Raw genomic sequence first — 23,794 nt, 5'->3', positions numbered from 1 at the left:
ACCCGGCCACCCGGGTCGATCATGAGGTTGGCGGGCGCCGAGGAGATCGGCTTCGCCGCCAACCCCATGATCAGCGAGGCATGGGTGGGTGGGAGGTCAGCCGGAGTGTTGGTTCAACGGGGAGCGGCGGGGCAGCATCGTCCACGCCGAGAGGGCCGCCGACAGCAGCGCCGCCAGCAGCATCACCTGGAAGACCGCCGGGTAGCCGGCCATGCTGGCGACCAGGCCGGCCAGCGGCGCCCCGGCCACCAGGCCGATGTCCCAGAACGAGGTGAACGCGCCGAGCGCCGTCCCCTGGTGGGCCGGGTCCGTGCGGTTGATCACCAACAGGGCCAGCGCCGGGAAGAGCAGCGAGAGCCCGGCGCCGATCACCAGCCCGCCGAGGACCGCGACCAGCAGGTTCGGCGCGACCGCGACCAGGAGCAGCCCCACCGCCTCCACCAGGGCCGACCCGACGGCCACCCGGCCGGCGCCGAGCTTGTCGGGCAGCCCGCCCACGACGAGCCGGACCCCCACGTAGGTGAAGCCGAACGCGTTGAACGCGACGATGCCGTTCTCGATGCCCCGCTCCGCCATGTGCAGGGCCACGAACGCGGCCAGCGCGGCGTAGCCGAACCCGGCCAGGGAGAGCGCGACGCCGGGCGCCACCGCGCTGCGCGGCAGGATGCCGGCCCGGCCCGCCGGGCTCGCCTGCTGCGGCCGCGGTCGGGTCGCGACGAGCGCGGCCCCGACGGCCGCCGCCAGGACCGCGAACAGCCACACCGCGGGATAACCGGAGGTACGCAGCAGCACCGCGCCGAGCAGGGCGCCCAGCGTGATGCCCAGCCACATGTAGATGCCGTACAGGCCGACGACGCGGCCCCGCCGGTCGGCCGGCGCCAGCGCCACCAGCCAGGCCGCGCCGGCGGTGTAGACGGCCGCCTCACCGATCCCGTGCAGGACCCGGACGCCGACCAGCACGCCGATGTTGCCGGCCACCAGGTAGGCCGCCCCGGCGGCGGCACACACCACCGCCCCGCCCAGCATCACCGTCCGGTACCCGTGCCGGTCGCCGACCCGGCCGGCGATGGGCCGGGCGATCACGGCGGAGACCGCGATCGCCGCGATCACCACCCCCACCTCGACCCGGTTGCCGCCCAGCTCGTCGAGGACGTAGAACGGCAGCACCGCCAGGGACGCGCCCACGCCGAGCAGGCACAGGAAGATCGCGGCGAAGAGCGGGACGATGGGCCGGTAGAACGATAGTTTCCCGCCGGTCGTGGTCATGCGGTGACGCTCCTAGCCCGTGCTCCGTGAGGCCTTGCTGGGCGGTGAGGTGGTCCGGCATCGCGGTTGCCGACGCAGGTCGAGTCCCCAGTGGATCGACCAGCGACCAGGCAGACCGAAGGCCGACCGGGCACCTCGCGCTCAGGATAGCGGCATCGAAGCGGAACGATCCAATCGACGACTCAAGACCGTCGCCGACGGCTGCGCCACCACCTGGATCCACGACCCCTCAACCGGGTCCGCGAACGCACCAGCCCCGGCGGCAGCCTGCTGACGGAGCAGCCCCGGGGCGAACCTCCGCGTCGCGTGACCTCATCCAACGACCGCCATGCAGGTTGTCCTTCGCGAGATCATCGATCACGGGACACGAGCATGCCATCCGACCGCGAGCGGAGCAGGGCCGTACCTCAAGGCGCCGTGTTCGCAATTAGCCGGCACCAGTCCGACGACGATCCAGTGCCTCGCCTTTGCCGGTGATCAGGACACCATGTGCGCTACCCAGCCGCTTTGAGGTACATGGCGTCCTGACCACGAACGGCTGGTCCGGCGTTCGGTCGGGTAACCGCTGGGGAACCAGCATTCCGACCGAGGCGCGGGTTCGCGACGAACTCCAGGGTCCGTCATGGTGTCCGTCGGCGGAAGTGTCCGCACGTGGGACGCTGTCGAGCTGATGTCGCAGACGATTCACCGCCGTCTGGGGCCACGGTGGCCCGGACGACGCCTGATGTCACAGACGACTCAGCTCGACAGCGTCACACACCCTCCCGCCCCAGACCGGCTCGGCGGCCACCACCGTCCCACGCAGCACGGATCACCCGGCCAAGGCTGTATGACGAGGCGCTAGGCCGGTACGACGTGGAAGAAGTGGGTCGGCAGGTGCACGGCCAGTCCCTCGTGGATCTCGGCGCAGACGGCCGGGCCGTCGGTGGACAGGGTGCCGGGCGGCGGGGTGTCGACGCGGATCGCGGACCGCCCCGCGTCCAGCAGGCGGGCCGCCATCGCGAAGTCGCCCACCACCGCCTCGCCCGGCGCCACCATCCGCGTACGGCTGATCTGGACGCCGTTGCGGGTCAGGTCCGTCAGGAGGGAGCCCTTCCCGAGCAGGTGGGTGTAGTAGTCCCGCGGGTTGACGATCATCGCGTGCGGGGTGGCCCCGGTCTGCTCGATCTCGTCGCAGGCGGCGAGCAGGCCGCTGAGCCAGTCGTGCCGGTACGGCAGCCGCCCGATCTCCGGGTGCCGCAGCAGGCCGCCCTCGCCGATGGTCAGCGCCTGGTTCTCGGCCGTGGCGAGGCGGACCAGCAGCCGGTAGTCGATGAAGGAGGCCAGCGCCTCCGGGTCGTCGGCGAGTTCCTCGGGGATGCGCACCCAGGCGCGGATCGGGTGCACCCCGGCGGAGGCGGTGCCGAACCGGAAGGCGGCCTCCCGGCGCAGGACCGACTCGTGCACGGCGGCGGCCTCGCCCGCGTCGGGCCGGCCCTCGGACCAGAACCGGACCGGCTCCATGCCGACCGGCCGCTTGCGGAACAGGTTGCGCACGGTCACCCGGGGGCGTTCCTTGGTCGGTTGGAAGGCGTCCGTGATGGTGTAGTCGAAGCGCACCTCGGCGCCGGCGGGATCGTCGGCGTACGCGCGGGCGAACAGCTCACCCGGCGACAGCGTCGACGACGCGGTCACGGGCGGCGCGGCGGTGGTGGTCATGAGTCCTCCCCGATGGAGATGGCGTGCCGGATCAGCCGCTCGTAGAAGGGCTGGTGGTAGTCGTGGTACGACCGCAGGGTGTCGTTGTTGGCGACGGTCACCTCGAAGGACTTCTCGACCGGCGAGAAGCCCGAGGTGCGTTCGACGTCGAGGTGCCACTTGCGCGTACGCCGCCACTCGGTGCGCTCCCCCGGCGCCCAGTTCAGCGCCTCGGGCAGGAACGGCAGCCCCACGGCCTCGCACCAGGCCGACACCGTCTCCCCCGGGTGCCGCAGCAGGTCCTCGGCCCGGATCACCACCGGCGGCCGGTGCGCGGTCCGGCTGACCAGGTCGTACAGCTCCCACTGGTGCTCGTAGCCGATCTCCGGGCAGGTCACCGTCGGCTTGATCGCGTAGTGCGAGCTGATCGTGCGGGCCGGTTCCCGGACGATGAAGGTGTGCGTGACGTCGGCGATCGCCCCGGGATCGGCGAACAGGTGCCGGTAGCGGTATTCGAGCGTGTCCTTGACGAAGACGGTCCGGTCCCGGCCCAGCTCCGTCAGGTGCGCGACGACCTCGGCCGCATCGGTCACGGTGACGGTGCCGCCGTCGGCGGCGGGCAGCTCGACGTGTCCCTCGTCGACGAGGGTGACCAGGGGCTCGTGGACGACCGTGACGTCGCCGCGGGCGATCATCATGCGCAGGAACGCGGTGGAGAGCGCCCGGGGATGCGCCCACATGGCGATCACCGGCATGCCGGCCTCCCGTACCGCGTCTCCCGCCACCCCGGGGCGGCGCCGCGGCGGGGCGCGCTCACTGCGACCACGACGTCGGCTTGCGGTCCCACCGGTGGCCGCGCAGCGTGTCCAGCAGCCCGGCGTCCAGCGGTACGCCGTCGCTGACGGCCAGGTTGGCGCGGACGTGCTCGGCGCGGCGCATGCCGGGGATCACCGTGCTCACCGCCGGGTGGTGCAGGATGAACCGCAGCGCCAGCTCCGGCATGGTCATCCCCGCCGGCACGTCGGCGGCCAGCCGCTCGGCGCGCTCCACGCTGGGCAGCAGGTTCTCCGGCCCGAAGTACGTGCTGCGCCAGTCCTCCTCCGGCCAGGTGCTGTCGGCGGTCAGCGTGCCGGTCAGCGTCCCCTCGTCGAACGGGACGCGGGCGATGATCGCGATGTCGTCGCGCTGGGCGCGCGGGAACAGCTCGTCCTCCGGCGCCTGGTCGAAGATGTTGTAGATGACCTGCACGACGTCGATCAGGCCGGTGTCGAGGGCGGCGTGGCAGTTCGTCGGCTCCCACCGGTTGACGCTGATCCCGACGCCGTCGACCAGGCCCTCCCGCTTGAGGTCCGCGACGGCCTCCTGCCAGCGGCCGTCGGCGGCCCACCGGTCCTCCCAGACGTGGAACTGGAGCAGGTCGATCCGGTCCACGCCGAGGTTCTCGAGGCTGCGGTGGGTGAACTCGCGGATGTGCTCGGCCGGGAAGACGTCGTCCAGGGTGTCCTGGGGGCCGGGCGGCCACTCGCGGTTCTTCGGCGGGATCTTGGTGGCCAGGTACAGCCGGCGGTCCGGGTGCCGGCGCACCAGGCCGCCGAGGAGCTGCTCACTGACGCCCCGCCCGTATACCCAGGCGGTGTCGAAGAAGTTGCAGCCCCGTTCCACCGCCTCGTCCAGGCAGGCCGGCGCGGTGTCGTAGTCCCAGCCGGTGAAGCCGCCGGGCCCGCCCCCGATGCCCCACATCCCGTACCCGACCTCGCTGACCTGCCAGTCGAGCCGACCCATCCTGCGGTATCGCATTCCACTCCCTCATCCGTGCCGGAAATTGCGTCGCGCGCGACCGTTCACCCTGGTCCCGCCGGCAGCAGCAGCCGGTCGGCCTCCCGCCCCTCGTGCGCGCCCAGCCAGGCGCGGTAGGCGCCGACGGACGGGCCGAGCCGGTGGTCGGTGAAGCCCCGGCGGCGTTCCAACTCGGCGCAGCCGTCGCGCCGGAAGAGCCGGGGGTTGTCGGTGAGCAGCGTCGCGAAGACCGCGCGCAGCCGCTCCTCGTCGGCGCCCGCGCCGGGCGGGAAGAGGGCCAGCAGCACGGCGGCGTCGCGGTCGCCCTCGCCGGCCGCCTCGCGCAGCCCCGCCAGGAACCGCGCGCAGCTCACCCGGGGCAGGGCGTCCGCGCCGCCCAGCGGCAGGTCGGTGAAGTCGACGCTCACCGGGTGCAGGACGTGCAGCGTGCCGCCCCACTGGCGCGGGTCGACGACCGTGGCGACGATCCGCCGGGCGGCCCAGTCCACCGGCGTCCAGTCGGAGCGCACGGGCGCGTCGGGCCGCATCCCCAGCCGGTGGCAGGCCGCCAGCAGCAGGTGGGTCAGGGCCCGGGGGTTGGGGTGGCCGTCGTCGGCCGCGGGCATCACCTCGCCGAGGCGCAGCACCGTGACGGTCGCGCCGCGCCGCCGGGCGTCGTCGAGGTACCGCTCCGCCACCCACTTCGACCGGCTGTAGCCGCTCGTCGGCGGGACGGCGAGGGCCGGGTCGTACGTCTCGGGCAGCGGCTGCGGATGGCGGGCGGCCTCGCTGTCGAGGACGCCGAGGGTGGAGACGTGGTGCAGCGGCTTCGGCCGTCCCGTCAGGCACAGCCGCAGCAGCTCGGCGGTGCCGAGGACGTTCGCTGCGCGGTGGGCCCGGTAGTCGAACAGGAAGTTGACAAGCGCCCCGGCGTGCAGCACGAGGTCGCAGTCGTGGGCCAGCCGGTCCCACGCCTGCGGGGTCAGGCCGAGGGCCGGGCTGCCGAGGTCGGCCGCGTACCCGTGCAGGCGCGGGCCGTGGCCGGGCCGCCACAGGCCCCGCTCGGCCAGCGCGTGCACGACGCGGGCGGTGGCCTCGGCATCGTCGGCCGCGCGGGCCAGGCAGAGCACCCGGACGTCGGTGGTGGCGAGCAGCTCGTGCACCAGGCGCGCGCCGACGAAGCCGGTGGCCCCGGTTACCAGGACCGTACGCGGCGCCCGGCGCCGGCCGACGGGGCGTACGGGCAGGTCGGCCGGGATCTTCGCGTCCCGCTCCACCAGCTCGTCCTCGGTCTCGGTGGGATCGGCCGTGCGCAGCCGTACGGCGAGCGCCCGGGCGAGCCGGGCGGCGCTGCGGTGGGTGAACAGGTCCTGCACGCCGACGCGCAGGCTCTGGTCCGCGCCGAGGGCGGTGACCGCGTCGAGGGCCTGGAGCGAGTCGCCCCCGGCGTCGAGGAAGTCGGTGTCGGGGTCGAGGTCGGGCCGGCCGAGGACCGTCCGGAACACCCCCAGCACCCGCTCGGGCAGCGTCCGCGCCTCGGCGGGCGCGGCCGACGGACGGGTCCGGTCGGCGAACGTGCGGTCCAGCCATGCCTCCAGCGCCTGCCGGTCGACCTTGCCGTTGCCGGTCAGCGGCAGCGCGTCGCGCACGACGACGTGCCGGGGCACGTGGGTCCGGGGCAGCAGCAGCCGGAGGTGCGCCCGCACCTGCGGCTCGGTGACCTCGGGGTCGGCGGCGAGGAAGAGAGCCAGCGACTTCCCCCGGTGCTCGCGGGCGAGCAGGACCTTCGCCTGCCGTACGCCGGCCAGCCGGGTGGCGGCGGTCTCGATCTCACCCGCCTCGATCCGGACGCCGTTGACCTTGAGCTGGTGGTCGCGGCGGCCGGCGAAGTGCAGCCGGCCGTCGGGGGCGATCCGGCCGAGGTCGCCGGTGCGGTAGAGCCGGGCACCCGGGATGTCGGGGAGCGGGTTGGGCACGAACACCTCGGCGGTGCGGGCCGGGTCGCCGAGGTATCCCTCGCCCAGGCACACGCCGCCGATGACGATCTCGCCGGTCTCGCCCGGCGGCAGGGGGCGCAGCTCGTCGTCCACGACGGCGGCGTAGCAGTTGTCGATGGGCCGGCCGATGGGGATGACGTCACCGTCGCTACGGGCGACGGTGTGGAAGATCATTCCGATCGACGCCTCGGTCGGGCCGTAGCCGTTGGTGACCGCCACGCCCGGCACCAACTCGACCAGCCGGTGCACCGCCCAGGGGTCGATCTCCTCGCCGCCGACGATCACGTTGCGCAGCGAGGCGACGGCGCGCCGGGCCGCCGGGTCCCGGTCCAGGACCGACACCAGCGCGCCGAGCACGCTCGGCACGAAGTCGGTCATCGTGACGGTCTCGTCGGCGATGGTCCGGATGGTCCGCTCGACGTCGAGGAACCCGCCCTCGACCGGCACCACGGTGCGGCCACCGGTGGTCAGCGGCCAGAACATCTGCCACACCGACGAGTCGAAGGTGTGCCGGCTGTTCTGGAGCACCACCTCGTCGCCGGTCGCCGCGAAGTGTCGCGTCATGAACCGCAGCCGGTTGGCGATCCCGTCGTGCCGGTTCAGTGCGCACTTCGGGGTGCCGGTGGTGCCGGAGGTGAAGATGCCGTAGATCAGGTCGGCCGGGCCGATCGGCACGCCGGGCCGGCGGCGGGTCGGGGTGATCTCGTCGAGGTCGACGGGCAGGCAGGGGACGTCGCCGGTGTCGGGACGCGGGCCGGTGCCGCGTACCACCGCGAGCCGGGGCCGCACCTCCCGCAGCGAGGCGTGCAGCCGGTCCGCCGGCCAGCCGGGATCGACGGGCACGAAGGCCGCGCCGAGCTTCATCAGCGCCAGGTCGACGACGGGCAGTTCGAGCCCGTCGGCGATCAGAACGGGCACCACGTCGCCCCGCCGGACGCCCCGCCCGGTGAGGGCGGCGGCCACGCCGTTGGCCAGGTCGTCGAGTTCGCGGTACGTCAGCGAACGGCCCCGGAACGACACCGCCCGGCGGTGCGGGTGCCGGTCGACGCGCTCCTCGACCATGCCGGGCACGGCCAGGAAGGGCCGGTCGTCGTACGCCCTCCCGGCGGCCGCCGCAGTGGTGGCGGTGCACCGGCAGGTGGGCCCGTCGGAGACGGGAACCGCCGCCGCGGATCCGGTGTCGCCCGCCCTCATCACGCCTCCTGTCCCCGTGCCCGCAGGCCTGTCGTCATGCTGCGGACGGGACGAATCCGACCCGACGCGCAGCAAGGGTAGTTATCGGCGCCGGTCGATGCCCTGGCTGCTGGTCAAGGACACTAGAGGGCCGATCGATGGGAGGGAATATGCAACTTTCTGCTACATCGATTCCCGTCACTTGGAAGTGGTGACCGCGCTCCCCGCGCGCCGCCCGTCCGGCAGACAGGCCTCCCACCAGGGAATCCTTCGCCCACCTGCCGGCGTACGCGGAGATTCCACGCTGGACCGTCGGTTACGCGCGGAGGTGTACCGGCGGCGCGAACGGACACCCCCGCCACCCGACAAGCAGGCGCGATGACGGACGGTAGCCAGCAACGCGCGGGCCGTTCGAGCCGGCGCAGCGGGTCGCGGGTGTCCCGCTCGCTGGTCACCGCCGTCATCGCGATCAGCTCACCCGACGGTCGTGCCCCTGCCAGAACCTTTCCCGCAGCTCGCGCCGCAGGATCTTCCCGCTGGGGTTGCGCGGCACCCGGTCGATGAACTCGTAGTGCAGCGGCTGCTTGAAGCCGGCGAGCTGACCGCGCAGGTGCAGCGCCAGGTCGCGCTCGGTGAGCTGCTGCCCCTCCACCGGCACCACGAACGCGTAGACGGCCTCGCCCCAGCGCTCGTCCGGCACGCCCACGACCGCCGACTCGGCGACCAGCGGGTGCCGGCTGATCACGTTCTCGACCTCGACGGGATAGACGTTCTCCCCCGATACGATGATCATGTCCTTGATCCGGTCCCGGATGTACAGGTAGCCGTCCTCGTCCAGCAAGCCGGCGTCACCGGTGACGACCCAGCCGTCGACGAGCGTCTTCGCCGTGGCCTCCGGCAGGTTCCAGTACTCCACCATCACGCCCGGCGAACGCAGCCAGACCTCGCCGACCTCGCCGGCCGACAGCGGGTCGCCCTTGTCGTCCACGATCTTGACCTCGAAGCCCGGGTACGGCAGCCCCGCCGACTGCATCTTGCCGCCGTCCGGGGTGTGGTCGGCCGGGGGCAGGCAGACGGCGGAGTTGCCGGTCTCGGTCAGGCCGTAGATCTGGGCGAACTCGCAGCCGAAGCCCTCGATGCAGCGGGCCAGCAGCGCCGTCGAGATAGGCGCGCTGCCGTAGACGATCTTCCGCAGCGAAGCGAAGTCCGCCTTGGTGACGCCGGGCTCCGCGAGCAGCAGTCGCAGCATCGAGGGCACCGCGAGGATGGTGGTGACGCGCAGCGATCTGATCAGCCCGACCGCGCCCGCAGTGTTGAACTCGCGCATCAGCACGTTCGTGGCGCCCGCGGCGAAACCCATCGCCGCCCACGACAGGCCGCCGATGTGGAAGCCGCCGTTGCAGAGGAGGCTGACGTCGCTCTCGCGCAGGTCGAGCCAGTCCAGGTTCTCCGAGGCGAGCCCGTCGCGTACCGCGAAGAAGCTGCGGTGCGCGAGGACGACGCCCTTCGGCAGCCCCGTCGTGCCGCTGGTGTACATCTGCGCCAACGGCGTGTCGGACGTGACCTTGGCCAGCACGTTCGCGTCCGGCTGCGCCGACACCCAGGCCGCGAAGCCGGCGCGGGCCACGCCGCCGTCGTCCAGCGCGACCACCTGTCGCAGCATCGGCAGCTCCGACGCCAGCTTCTCGGCGACCGGGGCCGAGTCGGCGTCGACGAAGAGCAGGGCGGCGCCCGAGTCGCGCAGGATGTGCTCGACCTCGCCGGCGGCCAGCCGCCAGTTGATCGGCACGAACACCACGCCGGCCTTCGCGGCGCCGAAGAGCAGGTCGTAGAAGTGCTCGGACTCCCTGCCCAGGTAGGCGACGCGGTCACCGGGGCGCAGGCCCGCCGCCTGGAGGCCGCGTGCCACCTGGTTGCTGACGCGGTGCAGGGTGGCGTAGTCGACGCGCCGGCCCTCGCAGATGATCGCGACGGCGTCCGGCTGCTGGACGGCGTGCCGGCGCGCCACGTCGACGAGCGTGCGCAACTGAACGGTCACCAAGTCCTCCTCAGTGGACGTACGGGTGGGGGCGGCTCACGCCGCGTCGGCCTGGGAACGCATGCCGGGCGGGTTGACCAGCGCCATCCGCACCTCGCACTCGGCGATGCCGCCGTCGTCGTCTGCAAGACGCCGGGGCATGTCGATGATCTGGACGAAATCGCCCTCCGCGCTCGCCAGCCCATCGGCCGCGCTGGGCCTGGCCCGCGACGTCGTCATCGCTGTTCCTCCTTGTGCACGAGTGCGAACTGAACGTAATCAGCGCGTGTCCATCACCCGGTAACAGCGGAAGAACTGGCCCACGGGCCCGATTCGGGACCCGTACCCGTGAGGTGAGGCGTCACCGCACCAACGGCCGTCGTCCCGGCAGTTACCCGAGCGTGGACGGCCTGAGGGCACCATGGGCGCGCGGGCGGTCCCTCCCGCCCGGCGCACCGCATCCGACAGCGATTCCTTCCGAGCGATCACAGCGAGGACGACATGGCGGACACGTGCCCGGTGCACGGGCATCGGCAACTGATGGACGACGACCACTTCGCGAGCCCGTACGCGTCGTACGACGCCCCGAAGCGGTTCCCCGACCCGCCCTCCGGGAGCTGTGCACCCGTTTCCCGGACATCGAGCTCGCCGCCCCCCGGGAGTCGCTGAAGGTCAGGCGTACGCCGCCGGTGCCCGCCCTGGTGTCCCTTCCGGTCACGGTCTGAGCGCATCCCCACCCACGGTCCGCATCACCACTGCTATCCGACAAGAGGTTGTTGAACCATGCCGCGTACCGATCTGCTCCGGCCCCTGCCCGAACTGCTCCGGACCAACGCCGACCGGTCCGGCAACCAGGTCGCGTACGCCGATTCGCGGCGGAACGTGACCCACGCGGAGCTGGAGATACGGACGGCGCGGCTCGCCGGCCACCTCGCCGACCTCGGCGTGTGGCCGGCGGACCGCGTCGTCGTCCTGCTCGACGGCGTCACGGCGGTGGAGGGCGTCCTCGCCGTCGTCCGGGCCGGCGGCATCGCGGTGCCGCTGGACCCGGCCCTGGACGACGCCGAGCTGGCCCGGCTGGTCGAGGACGCCGGCGCCGACGCGGTCATCACCGACGCGGCCAACGCGGCGCGGGTGTCCGTGTCGGTCCTCGTCGTCGACGGCGGGTACGACGGCGACGGGCACTCGTTCGAGGAGCTGGCGACGACCGACCCGGCGTCGCCACCCCAGGACGACGCCGGCCTCGACGACCTGGCGTTCCTCACCTGGACGGCGGGGACGACCGGCCGCCGCAAGGGCGTGCTGTCCACGCAGCGCAACGCGCTGTGGCCCGCCGCCGCGGCAAGTTACGTGGCCGGACTCGGGTGGACGGCGGACGACCGGGTGCTGTGGATGCTGCCCGTGCACGCCTGCTTCGGGCAGCTCCTCGCCGCCACCGCGGCGGGGGCGTCGGTACGCCTCGCCGGCGGCCTCTCCCCCGACGAGCTGCGGGCCACGCTCGCCGCGCAGGGCAGCACCGTGCTGGTGGGCACCGGCGCGACGCACCGCGCCCTGCTGGACGCCCCGGGCCCCGACCCGCAGGGGGTACGGATCGCGCTGGCCGTCGGCCCCGTGGACCCGGCGCTGCGCGGTTCCTTCGAGGCCGCGTTCGCCGCGCCGCTGCTCACCGGCTACGTGACCACCGAGACGTCCGGCCTGATCGCGGTGAGCTGGCCCAACGGCGACGCGGAACGACGCTGCCTGCCCCTGCCGGGCCTGAGCGTGCGGGTGGTCGACCCCGCATCGGGCACCGACCTGGGCCCCGGCCAGGAGGGTGAGGTCTGGGTCAGCGGCCCGAACGTGATGGCCGGCGGCTACCACGACCTCGCCGCCGAGACGGCCGAGGCACTGCGCGGCGGCTGGTACCGCACGGGCGACCTGGCCCGCCGCGACGACTCCGGGCACCTCACGGTCACCGGCCGGCTGGCCGACGCGGTCGAGGTCGGCGGCGAGCGGGTCCGGCTGGACCGGATCGACGCGGTGCTGCGCGGCGTCGCGGGGGTGGCCGACGCGGCAGCCCTCGCCGGGCCCGACGGTCCGGTCGCATTCGTCGTCGGGTCCGACGTGGACACCGCCGGCCTGCTGGCGCGGTGCCGCGCGGAACTGCCCGCCGCGGCCGTGCCGGTCGAGACGTACCTGGTGCGGGAGATCCCCCGCACCGCCCTCGGCAGCCCCGCCCGGCACCGGCTCCCCGAGCTGCCCGCCCGCCTGGTCGGCGTGGCCTCGTCGCTGCCCGACCGGCTGCACGCGCTGCGCTGGGAGCCGGCACCGGAGCCGGGCTCCGAGTCGGACTCCGGTCGGCTCGCCTGGGCGGTCGTGGGCCCGCCCGAGCTGACCGCCGACCTCACCGACGACGACCTGACCGTCGACAGCTACCCCGACCACACCGCGCTGTCCGAGCTGCTGGCGCGGGTGCTCGACGAGGACCACCCGGCGGACTCGCGCCTGGTCGTACTGACCCGGGGCGGCCTGCACGGCGACGACGAGGCGGCTCCCGGGCAGGCCGCCGCCTGGGCGCTCGCGCGGGCCCACCAGCTCCGCCGTCCCGGCCGGCTCGTGCTGCTCGACGCCGACCGGGTCGGCGCCGACGAGCTGCGCGCGGCCGTGGCCTGCGGCGAGGACGTGCTGGCCGTACGCGAGGACGAACTGCTCGTGCCCCGGTACGCGGACGTCCCCGCCCTGCCCGGCGGCGCACCGCTGCGGGGCACGGTCGTGCTCGTCGCCCGGTCGTACGACGCGGCGCTCACCCGCCACCTCGTGGCGGCCCACGACGTACGCGAACTGGTCCTGGTGGGGCCGGACGACGTGCCGGCGGGCGCCCCGGCGGAGCTGGCGGCGTTCGGCGCCGAGGTCTGCGTGCACCCGGACGTGCCGTTCGACCCGGAGACGCTGGCGGCCGTGCTCGGCGACCGGCCGGTCACCACCGTCGCGGCGGTGGACCTCACGGTCGAGGAGACGCTGGCGCTGCACACCGCGCCGCTCGGGCGCGCCCCGGCCAACCTCGTGCTGCTCACCGACGGCCGCGACGTCGCCGCCACCGTCGCCGCCGACGCGCTGGTGCGGCACCGGCGCGCGCTCGGCCTGCCCGGCGTCTCCGTGGCGTGGAGCGCGCCGGGGTTCGCCCGGCCCCCCGCGGCACGACGTAGCGCCCTCCTCGACGCCGCGCTGGCCTCGGGCGAGCCCTGCGTCGTCGCCGCGCGCCCCGTGCTGGCCGCCGACGCCGGCACCGACGGCGCCGGCAACGCCCTGGCCGAGCGGCTGCTGGCGTCCCCGGCGGACGACCGGCTCGGCCTGCTGCGCGAACTCGTACGGGCCGCGACCGGCGAGGTCCTGGGTGACCAGGCGCCCGCGACGATCGACGGCGAGACGCCGTTCCGCCAACTCGGCTACGACTCGCTCATCGCCGTGCAGCTGCGCAACCGGCTCTGCGCCGCGACCGGCCTCAGCCTGCCGGCGAGCCTGGTCTTCGACTACCCGACGCCGGACATCCTCGCCAGCCACCTGCTCGACGCCCTGGGGCTGGGCACGGCCGAGGCGGCGCCGGCCACGGTCGAGTCGTACGACGAGAGCGAGCCGATCGCGATCGTCGGCATGGCCTGCCGCTACCCGGGCGGCATCACCTCCCCGGACGACCTGTGGCGGGTGGTCGCGGACGGCACGGACGTCATCGGCGAGTTCCCCACCAACCGCGGCTGGGACCTCGCGGCGCTGTTCGCGGGCGACGGGCCGGGCACGTGCAACGCGACCGCCGGCGGCTTCCTGCACGACGCGGACGAGTTCGACGCGGAGTTCTTCGGCATCAGCCCCCGCGAGGCGCTGGCGATGGACCCGCAGCAGCGGGTGTTCCTGGAGACCGCGTGGGAGGCGCTGGAGCACGCCGGCATCCCGCCGACCTCGATGCGCGGCAGCGACACCGCCGTCTTCACGGGCCTGCACGTGCAGAACTACGGCCGGCTCGGGCACAGCGAGGAGGACGGGGTCGACGGCCACCTCATCACCGGCACCGCGAGCAGCGTGGCGTCCGGCCGGGTCGCGTACGCCCTGGGCCTGGAGGGCCAGGCGATGACCGTCGACACCGCCTGCTCGGCGTCGCTGGTCTCCCTGCACCTGGCCGTACGCGCGCTGCGCTCCGGCGAGTGCTCTATGGCCCTGGCGGGGGGCGTGACCGTGATGGCCGGCACGGAGACCTTCACCGAGTTCTCCCGGCAGAACGGCCTCTCCCCCGACGGGCGGTGCAAGGCGTTCTCCGACGACGCCGACGGCACCGGTTGGGGCGAGGGCGTCGGCGTGCTGGTGGTCGAGCGGCTCTCCGACGCCCGCCGCAACGGCCACCGCGTACTGGCGGTCGTCCGCGGCTCGGCCGTCAACCAGGACGGCGCCTCCAACGGGCTCACCGCCCCCAACGGGCCCTCGCAGCAGCGGGTCATCCGCGCCGCGCTCGCCAACGCGGGCCTCGCGGCCGGCGAGGTGGACGCGCTCGAGGCGCACGGCACCGGCACGGCCCTGGGCGACCCCATCGAGGCCCAGGCGATCCTCGCCACCTACGGCCAGGGCCGCGAACAGCCACTCTGGCTCGGCTCGCTCAAGTCCAACATCGGCCACACGCAGGCCGCCGCCGGCGTCGGCGGCGTGATCAAGATGGTCCTCGCCCTGCGCAACGGGCTGCTGCCGCGCACCCTGCACGTCTCGGAGCCGAGCCGCAAGGTGGACTGGTCGGCCGGGGCGGTGTCGCTGCTGACCGAGCCGGTCGCGTGGCCCGCCAGCGAACGGCCGCGCCGGGCCGCCGTCTCGTCGTTCGGGATGAGCGGCACGAACGCGCACGTGATCATCGAGGAGCCGCCCGCCGCCGACGCCCCGGCCGCCGACGCCCCCGCCGCCCCGCCGGTGCTGCCGTTGCTGCTGTCGGCGCGCTCCGAGCAGGCGGTACGGGAGCAGGCCCGCCGGCTGCACGACCACCTCGCCGACCGGCCCGAGCTGTCGGTCGCCGACGTCGGCCGGTCCCTCGTCACCACCCGGGTCGCCTTCGGCCACCGGGCCGCGGTCACCGGCGCCACCCGGCAGGACCTGCTCGACGGCCTCGCCGCCCTCGCCGCCGGTCAGGGCACCGCCGACGTGTTCACCGGCACCGTCCGCCCCGGCGGGCTGGCGTTCCTGTTCACCGGTACGGGCGCCCAGTACCTCGGCATGGGCACCGAACTCGCCGCCGCGTACCCCGTCTTCGCGGACGCCTTCGACGAGGCCTGCGCCGAGCTGGACCGCCACCTGGACAAGCCGGTACGCGAGATCATCCGCAGCGACGACCTGCACCGCTTCGCGTACACGCAGCCGGCCCTGTTCGCCTTCGAGGTCGCCCTCCACCGGCTCGTCGAGTCGTGGGGCATCCGCCCCGACTTCGTGGCGGGGCACTCCCTCGGCGAGCTCTCCGCCGCGTACGTGGCTGGCGTCTGGTCACTCGCCGACGCCGCGAAGCTCGTCGCCGCCCGCGCCACCCTCATGGCGGCCCTGCCGCTGGGCGGCGTGATGGTCGCCGTGCAGGCCACCGAGGAGCAGGTCACCCCGTACCTGAGCGAGCAGGTCGGCATCGCCGCCATCAACACCCCCACCGACCTGGTCATCTCCGGCGACGAGGCCGCCACCCTCGCCGCCGCCGAACAGCTCGCCGCGCTCGGGCACAAGACCAAGCGGCTGCCGATCCCACTGGGCGCCCACTCCCACCTGATGGACCCGATGCTCGACGACTACCGCGCCGTCGCCGCGTCCATCACCCACCACGAACCCCGCATCGGGCTGATCTCCACGGTCGACGGGCAGCCGCTGCGCTCCACGCCCGAGCACTGGGTCACCCAGGTCCGCCGGGCCGTACGCTTCCACGACGCCGTCGCCGCCCTCACCGCCGCCGGCCGCGTCGAGACCTTCCTCGAGATCGGCCCCGACACCGTCCTCGCCACCACCACCGGCGACGCCACCGGCATCGCCACCATGCGCCGGGGGCAGCCCGAGACGCACAGCCTCGCCCGGGCCGTCGGCCACCTCTTCACCGTCGGGACCAGCCCCGACGCCGACGCCTACTTCCCCGGCGCCCGCGAGGTGCCGCTGCCGACGTACCCGTTCCAGCGGAGGTCGTACTGGCTGCGGCCCACCGCCGGGGGCGACGTGGGCACGGCCGGCCTCACCGCGGCACGCCACCCGCTGCTCGGCGCGGTGCTGGGCGTCGTCGACACCGACCGGCTCGTGCTCACCGGGCGGCTCTCCCTACGCGAGCAGCCGTGGCTGGTCGACCACGCCGTCCTCGACACGGTCCTGCTGCCCGGCACCGCGTTCCTCGAACTGGCCGCGCACGCCGCCGAGCACACCGGCAGCGGCACGATCGAGGAACTCACCCTCCAGGCCCCGCTGACGCTGACCGAGGAGCAGCGGGTCAACCTCCAGGTGTGGGTCGGCCGACCCGACGAGCAGGGCCGCCGCGAGTTCGGCGTGTACTCCCAGCCGGCCGGGCAGCCGCCGGGCGCGGAGTGGACGTGCCACGCCTCGGGCACGCTGGCCGACGCACCCGCGCCGGCCCCGGTGGTCGACGAGTGGCCGCCAGCCGGCGCGGAGCCCGTCGACGTCGGCGACTTCTACGGCTGGCTGCTGGCGCGCGGATTCTGCTACGGCCCCGCCTTCCAGGGCGTCCAGGAGGTGTGGCGGCGCGGCGACGAGCTGTTCGCCCGGGCCACCCTGCGCACCGAGGACGAGCCGGCCGCCGTGCGCTACGGCGTACACCCGGCGCTGCTCGACGCCGCCATGCACCCGCTCGTGCTGCACCTCGACGGCGGCGGGAACCCGGCCGGCCGGGCCTGGCTGCCCTTCTCCTGGCGGGGGGTGCGGCTGCACCGCCGCGGGGCCTCGGCGCTGCGGGTCCGGCTGACCCCGGCCGGCGAGAACACCCTGCGGGTGAGCACCACCGACGACGACGGCAACCCGGTGCTGAGCGCCGACGCGGTCGCGGTCCGGCCGGTCACGACGGACGGCCTGGCCGGCGCGAGCGGCCCCACCGCCGCGCTGTACCGCACGGACTGGGTGCCCGTGGCCGCCCCGACCGGCACCGGCACGCCCGACGTCGAGGTGTTCCGGGTCGAGGCGGGCGACACCGCCGACGCCGTACGACAGTCCCTCCACGACACGCTGGCGACGCTCCAGCGGGCCGCGGCCGGCACCGCGCGGCTGGCCGTGGTCACCCGCGGCGGCGACCTCGCGGGCGCGGCGGCGTGGGGCATGGTCCGCTCCGCCCAGACCGAGCACCCGGACCGCTTCGTCCTCGTCGAGACCGACGGCACCGACAAGTCGGAGCGCGCCCTCGCCGCCGCGCTCGCCACCGGGGAGCCGCAGCTCGCCGTCCGCGACGGGGCGCTGACCGTGCCGCGGCTCGCGCGGCACGCCGCCGCCACCCGGGACGGCGCGCTGTTCGACCCGACGGGGGCCGTCCTGATCACCGGTGGCACCGGCACGCTCGGCGCCGCGCTCGCCCGCCACCTGGTCACCCGGCACGGCGCGGAACACCTGGTCCTCGCCTCCCGCCGGGGCCTGGACGCGCCGGGCGCCGCCGCGTTGGCCGAGGAGCTGACCGCCCTCGGCGCCACCACGGTCGACGTCGTCGCGTGCGACACCGCCGACCGCGAGGCGCTGTCGGCGCTGCTCGACGGGCTCGCCCGGCCGCTGGTGGGCGTGGTGCACACCGCGGGCGTGCTCGACGACGGCATCCTGGAGTCGCTCACGCCCGACCGCCTCGACGCCGTCCTGCGACCCAAGCTCGACGCCGCGCTCAACCTGCACGAGCTGGCCGGCGACGTCGACCTGTTCGTGCTCTACTCCTCCGTCGCGAGCGTCATCGGCACCGCGGGGCAGGCGAACTACGCGGCGGCGAACGCGTTCCTCGACGCCCTGGCCGCACAGCGCCGGGCCGAGGGCCGGGCCGCCACCTCGCTGTCCTGGGGCCTGTGGGCCGAGGCCAGCGCGATGACCAGCCAGCTCGGCGAGACCGACCTGGCCCGCATCGCGCGCGGCGGTCTCCTCCCGCACAGCGTCGAGGAAGGGCTCGCGCTGTTCGACGCCGCGTGCCGCTCGGACCTCGCGCACCTGGTGCCCGTCACCATCGACGTCGCCGCGGTACGCGCCGCCACGAACGCCGCGCCGCCACTGCACGGCCTGGCCAGGGTGCCGCGCCGGCGGCAGGCCGCGACCCGGCCGGGCGCCACCGCGCTGGCCCGCGAGCTGGCCGGGCGCAGCGAGGAGGAGCAGCGCGGGCTGCTGCTCGACATCGTGCGTACGCAGGTCGCCACCGTGCTCGCCCAGCCGGACGCGGACGCCGTCTCCGTGGCCGAACCGTTCCGCCAGCTCGGCTTCGACTCGCTGATGGCCGTCGAGCTGCGCAACCGGCTCAACACCGCGACGGGGCTGCGGCTGCCCGCGACGTTGACCTTCGACTACCCCACCCCGGAGGCCCTCGTCGAGTACCTTCGGGGCGAGCTGGGTGACCGGGAGGACGAACCGCGGCCCGTCGTGGCGGCGGTCGCCGCCCGCCCCACCGACGAACCCGTCGCGATCGTGGGCATGGCCTGCCGCTACCCCGGCGGCGTCACCTCACCCGACGAGCTGTGGCAGCTGCTGCTCGACGGCCGCGAAGGCATCAGCGGCTTCCCGACCGACCGCGGCTGGTCGCTGGACACGCTGTTCGACCCCGACCCGGACACCCCCGGCACCAGCTACGTCGACCAGGGCGGATTCCTGCTCGACGCGGCCGGGTTCGACGCGGAGTTCTTCGGCATCAGCCCCCGCGAGGCGCTCGCGATGGACCCGCAGCAGCGGATCTTCCTGGAGACCTGCTCGGCGGCGCTGGAGAACGCCGGCCTCCGGCCGGACGCGCTGCGCGGCTCACCCACCGGCGTGTTCACCGGCCTCATGACGCACGACTACGCCGCCGGGGCGAGCGCCGTACCCGACGGTGTCGAGGGATTCCTTGGCACCGGAACCGCGGGCAGCGTCGCCTCGGGCCGGGTGGCGTACACGTTCGGGCTGGAGGGGCCGGCGGTCACCGTCGACACCGCCTGCTCGTCGTCGCTGGTCGCCCTGCACCTCGCCGTGCAGGCGCTGCGCTCCGGCGAGTGCTCCCTCGCGCTGACCGGCGGCGTGACCGTCATGTCCACCCCCAGCCTGTACGTCGAGTTCTCCAAGCAGCGGGGCCTCGCCCCCGACGGCCGGTGCAAGTCGTTCGCCGCCGCCGCGGACGGCACCGGCTGGGCGGAGGGCGTCGGCGTACTGGTGGTCGAGCGGCTCTCCGACGCCCGCCGCAACGGCCACCGCGTGCTGGCGGTGGTACGCGGCTCGGCCGTCAACCAGGACGGCGCCTCCAACGGCCTCACCGCCCCCAACGGGCCCTCGCAGCAGCGGGTCATCCGGTCGGCGCTGGCCAACGCCGGGCTGTCGGCCGACCAGGTGGACGCCATCGAGGCGCACGGCACCGGCACCTCCCTGGGCGACCCCATCGAGGCCCAGGCAATCCTCGCCACCTACGGCCAGGACCGCGAACGCCCGCTCTGGTTGGGCTCGCTGAAGTCCAACATCGGCCACGCCCAGGCCGCCGCCGGCGTCGGCGGGGTCATCAAGATGGTCCTCGCCCTGCGGCACGGGCTGCTCCCGCGCACCCTGCACGTCGACGAGCCGTCGCCGAAGGTCGACTGGTCGGCGGGCTCGGTCGCGCTGCTGACCGAGCCGGCCGAGTGGCAGCGCAACGGCCACCCGCGCCGCGCCGGGGTGTCGTCGTTCGGCGTCAGCGGCACGAACGCGCACGTGATCATCGAGGAGCCGCCCGCCGAGGCCGACAGCGCCGACGCCGGCACGCCGCCGCAGGCCCTGCCGTGGCTGCTGTCCGCCCGCTCGGAGCAGGCCCTGCGGGAGCAGGCCCGCCGCCTGCACGACCACCTCGCGGCCCGCCCCGAACTGCCGGACGCCGACGTCGCGCGCTCCCTGGCCGCCCGGGTCCGGTTCACACAGCGGGCCGCCGTCGTCGGGACCGACCGGCGGGAACTCCTCGACGGCCTCGCCGCGCTGGCCGCCGGCCAGGAGGCCGCCAACCTGGTCACCGGCACCCCCGGGGCCGGCAGGTTGGCGTTCCTGTTCACCGGGCAGGGCGCGCAGCGGCTGGGCATGGGCGGCGAACTCGCCGCCGCGTACCCCGTCTTCGCCACCGCGTTCGACGAGGTCTGCGCCGCCCTCGACGCGCACCTCGACCAACCGCTGCGCAAGGTCATCGACACCGACGAGGTGCACCAGACCGGCTACACCCAACCCGCCCTGTTCGCCTTCGAGGTCGCCCTCTACCGGCTCCTCGAATCCTGGGGCATCCGCCCCGACCACCTCGCCGGACACTCCATCGGCGAACTCGCCGCCGCCCACGTCGCCGGCGTCTGGGACCTCGCCGACGCCGCGAAACTCGTCGCCGCCCGCGCCCGGCTCATGCAGGCCCTCCCCACCGGGGGCGCCATGGTCGCCGTGCAGGCCACCGAGGAACAGGTCACCCCGTACCTCTCCGACGTGGTCGGCGTCGCCGCCGTCAACACCGGCACCGACCTCGTCCTCTCCGGCGACGAGGCCGCCACCCTAGCGGCCGCCGAGGCACTCGCCGCGCAGGGCCACCGGACGAAGCGGCTCACCGTCTCGCACGCCTTCCACTCCCACCTGATGGACCCCGTCCTCGACGACTACCGCGCCGTCGCCGACTCCATCACCCACCGGGAGCCCACCGTTCCCGTCATCTCCACCGTCGACGGCCGACCGCTGCGTTCCACCCCCGACCACTGGGTCACCCAGCTGCGCCACACCGTCCGCTTCCACGAGGCCGTCGAGGCTCTCGCCGGCACGCACCACGTCGGCACCTTCCTCGAGATCGGCCCCGACACCGTCCTCGCCACGGCCGCCGCCACCGGCGACGCCACGGCCATCGCCACCGCCCGCCGGGGAGAACCCGAGACCGCGACCCTCGGCAGGGCCGTCGGGCGACTCTTCACCGCCGGAGCCGGCCCCGACGCCGGCGCGTACCGGGCGGGCGCCCGCGAGGTGGAGCTGCCGACGTACGCGTTCCAGCACCAGCGGTACTGGCTGGTCCCCGACGAGGGGCCGGCGGACGCCGCCGGGCTCGGGCTCGGGGCGGCGGACCATCCGCTGCTCGGCGCGGTGCTGGCGCTCGCCGACTCCCAGCGGAGCGTGCTCACCGGCCGGCTCTCCCTGCGCGAACAGCCCTGGCTCGCCGACCACGCCGTCCTCGGCACGGTCCTGCTGCCGGGTGCCGCGTTCGTCGAACTCGCGCGGCGGGCCGCCGAGCACGTCGACCTCGACCGCATCGAGGAGCTGACCCTGCACGCGCCGCTGGTGCTGCCGACCGACGGCGCGGTACGGGTGCAGGTGGAGGTCGGGGAGCCCGACGAGGCCGGGCGCCGGCCGCTGCGGGTGTACTCCCGGCGCGAGGACGCGCTCGACGGCGAGCCGTGGACGCAGCACGCGAGCGGCCTGCTCGACGCCGCAGGGGAGGCCGAGGCCGGCTGGGCCGGTGAGTGGCCGCCCGCCGACGCCGTGCCGGCCCCGGTCGAGGAGCTGTACGACCGCATCGCCGACCTCGGCGTCGACTACGGCCCCGCGTTCCGGGGACTGGTGGCGGCCTGGCGGCGCGGCGACGAACTGCTCGCGGAGGTCGCGCTCCCCGTCGACGCGCCGGCGGGTCGCTTCGGACTGCACCCGGCGCTGCTGGACGCGGCCCTGCACCCGATCTCCCTGGCCACCGGGGCCGACGGTCCGCTGCGCCTGCCGTTCAGCTGGCACGGCGTACGGGTGCTGACCACCGGGGCGACGGCCCTGCGGGTGCGGATCACGCCCACCGCCGGCGACGCGTACGCCCTGGCGCTCGCCGACGGCACCGGCATGCCGGTGGCCACGGTCGAGTCCCTGGTCGCGCGCCCGGTGACGATCGAGCAGCTGCGCTCCACCGCCGGTCCGGACGGGCTGCACCGGTTGGAGTGGCAGCCGGTCCCCACGCCCGTGGCCTCCGCCAGCGCCTTCGACGTGTTCCAGGTCGGGACCGGCACGGACGCCGAGGCGGTACGGGCCGCCGTGCACGACGCGCTCGCGGCGGTCCAGGAGTGGCTGCCCGGCGACCGCTCCCCGCTGGTGTTCGTGTCCCGGGGTGCGACCGACGGCACGAACCCGGCGGGCGCGGCGGTCTGGGGCCTGGTCCGCTCGGCGCAGACCGAGCATCCCGATCGTTTCGTCCTCGTCGACACCGACGACCCGGCTCTCGTCGGCGCGGCCGTCGCGACCGGTGAACCACAGGTGGCCGTCCGCGACGGGGTGTCGACCGTGCCGCGGCTCGCGACGTTCGCGTCCGCCTCGGACCGCCGCCTGTTCGACCCGGCGGGCACCGTGCTCGTCACCGGCGGCACCGGAGCCCTGGGCGCGGAACTGGCCCGCCACCTGGTCACCGCGCACGGTGCGCGGCACCTCGTGCTGACCTCCCGCCGTGGCCCGGCCGCGCCAGGCGCCGCGGAGCTGACGGCCGAGCTGGAGTCGCTGGGCGCCAGGATCACGGTCGCTGCCTGCGACGCCGCCGACCGGGCCGCGCTGGCGGACCTCCTGGCGTCCCTGCCCGACCTGGTCGGCGTCGTGCACGCCGCAGGCGTGCTGGACGACGGTACGGTCGAGTCGCTCACGCCGGAACGGGTGGACGCGGTGCTGCGGGCGAAGGTCGACGCGGCGCTCAACCTGCACGAGCTGGCCGGCGACGTCGAGATGTTCGTGCTGTTCTCCTCGGCGACCGGGGTGCTGGGCACGGCCGGCCAGGCGAACTACGCGGCGGCGAACGCCTTCCTGGACGCGCTCGCCGCGCGGCGTCGGGCGTCCGGCCTCACCGCGACGTCGCTGGCCTGGGGCCTGTGGCGCAGCGGTGGCGCGATGACCGGTGGGCTCACCGAGGCCGACCTCGCCCGCATCGGGCGCACCGGCGTGCGGGCGCACACCGTCGAGGAAGGCCTCGCGCTGTTCGACGCGGCCTGCCGGACCGACGAGCCGTGCCTGGTCCCGATCAGGTTGGACGTGGGCGTCCTGCGCACGAGCACGTCGGCGCCGGCACCGCTGCGCTCCTTCACCCGCCCCCGGCGCTCCTCCTCGGCCGGCAGCGCGGCGTCGCTGTCCGGCCGGCTGGCCGGCCTCGCCGGGCCGGAGCAGCGCGAGGTGCTGCTGACCCTGGTACGCACGAACGTGGCGGCGGTGCTGGCCCACGACTCGGTGGAGACCATCGCGGCGGACCAGGCGTTCAAGCAGCTGGGCTTCGACTCGCTGACGGCGGTGGAGCTGCGCAACCGGCTCAACCAGGCCACCGGCCTGCGGATGCCGGCGACGCTGACGTTCGACCACCCCACGCCCGCGGCGCTCGTGGAGCACCTGATCGGGGAGCTGGGCGGCAACCAGGCGCAGCTCAACCTGCGCACCCTCGTCGACAGCATCGCCAGGGTCGAGGCGACGCTGGAGTTGGTGGACGCGACGCAGACGGCGGAGACGGACATCGCCGCGGCCCTGCAACGGCTGCTCACCAGGTGGCGCGACAAGTCCAGCCCGGCCGAGGCCACGGACCTCGCCTCGGTCACGGCGGACGACCTGTTCGACATCCTGGACAGCGAGCTGGACAACGCCTGACCCCGGGGCGAGCCACGACCGCCCCCCACCCCGACGGACGACGGGGTGGGGGGCTGGTCCGTTCGCGGGACGCAGGACCGGGTGGAGGGCTGGTCCGTTCACGGGAGGCCCGACCGGGGTGGAGGGCTGGTCC

Annotated in this window: 8 protein-coding genes; 1 reads left to right on the top strand and 7 read right to left on the bottom strand. The window is 74.6% G+C overall.

Translation table 11 applies throughout. The features are described from left to right. Positions 1-96: 96 nt before the first annotated feature. From F6X68_RS15730 to F6X68_RS15700, 7 genes are all read right to left on the bottom strand, one after another. The gene (locus tag F6X68_RS15730) at positions 97-1,266 is read right to left on the bottom strand and encodes an MFS transporter (protein ID WP_151454979.1); all 1,170 of its coding nucleotides are present in this window, start codon (positions 1,264-1,266) and stop codon (positions 97-99) included. Between the two features lie 840 nt (positions 1,267-2,106). Beyond that, positions 2,107-2,964 (bottom strand): family 3 encapsulin nanocompartment shell protein, encoded by an 858-nt coding sequence (locus F6X68_RS15725; RefSeq protein WP_151454978.1) that lies wholly within the window; start codon positions 2,962-2,964, stop codon positions 2,107-2,109. Beyond that, positions 2,961-3,698 (bottom strand): sulfotransferase family protein, encoded by a 738-nt coding sequence (locus F6X68_RS15720; protein ID WP_151454977.1) that lies wholly within the window; start codon positions 3,696-3,698, stop codon positions 2,961-2,963. The genes F6X68_RS15725 and F6X68_RS15720 overlap by 4 nt, the downstream gene beginning before the upstream one ends. A 58-nt stretch (positions 3,699-3,756) precedes the next feature. Beyond that, on the bottom strand, positions 3,757-4,740 hold the full coding sequence (locus F6X68_RS15715) for an aldo/keto reductase (RefSeq protein ID WP_151454976.1): 984 nt from the start codon (positions 4,738-4,740) through the stop codon (positions 3,757-3,759). A gap of 44 nt (positions 4,741-4,784) precedes the next feature. After that, complete coding sequence (locus F6X68_RS15710; protein WP_151454975.1) at positions 4,785-7,910, bottom strand: amino acid adenylation domain-containing protein; 3,126 nt, start codon at positions 7,908-7,910, stop codon at positions 4,785-4,787. A gap of 448 nt (positions 7,911-8,358) precedes the next feature. Then, the gene (locus F6X68_RS15705; protein WP_151454974.1) at positions 8,359-9,927 is read right to left on the bottom strand and encodes a fatty acid--CoA ligase; all 1,569 of its coding nucleotides are present in this window, start codon (positions 9,925-9,927) and stop codon (positions 8,359-8,361) included. A 36-nt stretch (positions 9,928-9,963) separates the two neighbouring features. Then, a complete protein-coding gene (locus F6X68_RS15700; protein WP_151454973.1) occupies positions 9,964-10,146 on the bottom strand; it encodes a hypothetical protein in 183 nt (60 codons plus the stop codon). Positions 10,147-10,689: 543 nt separating this feature from the next. Here F6X68_RS15700 and F6X68_RS34665 point away from each other — a divergent pair. Next, positions 10,690-23,661 carry a type I polyketide synthase gene (locus F6X68_RS34665; protein ID WP_151454972.1) on the top strand — a complete coding sequence of 4,324 codons (12,972 nt, stop codon included), beginning with the start codon at positions 10,690-10,692 and terminating at the stop codon, positions 23,659-23,661. Positions 23,662-23,794 lie beyond the last annotated feature (133 nt).

This window comes from Micromonospora sp. AMSO12t (assembly GCF_008806585.1).
GTDB lineage: Bacteria > Actinomycetota > Actinomycetes > Mycobacteriales > Micromonosporaceae > Micromonospora > Micromonospora reichwaldensis.
Note: the sequence above shows the minus strand (reverse complement) of the source record. Positions and strands in the feature narration are given on the sequence as shown.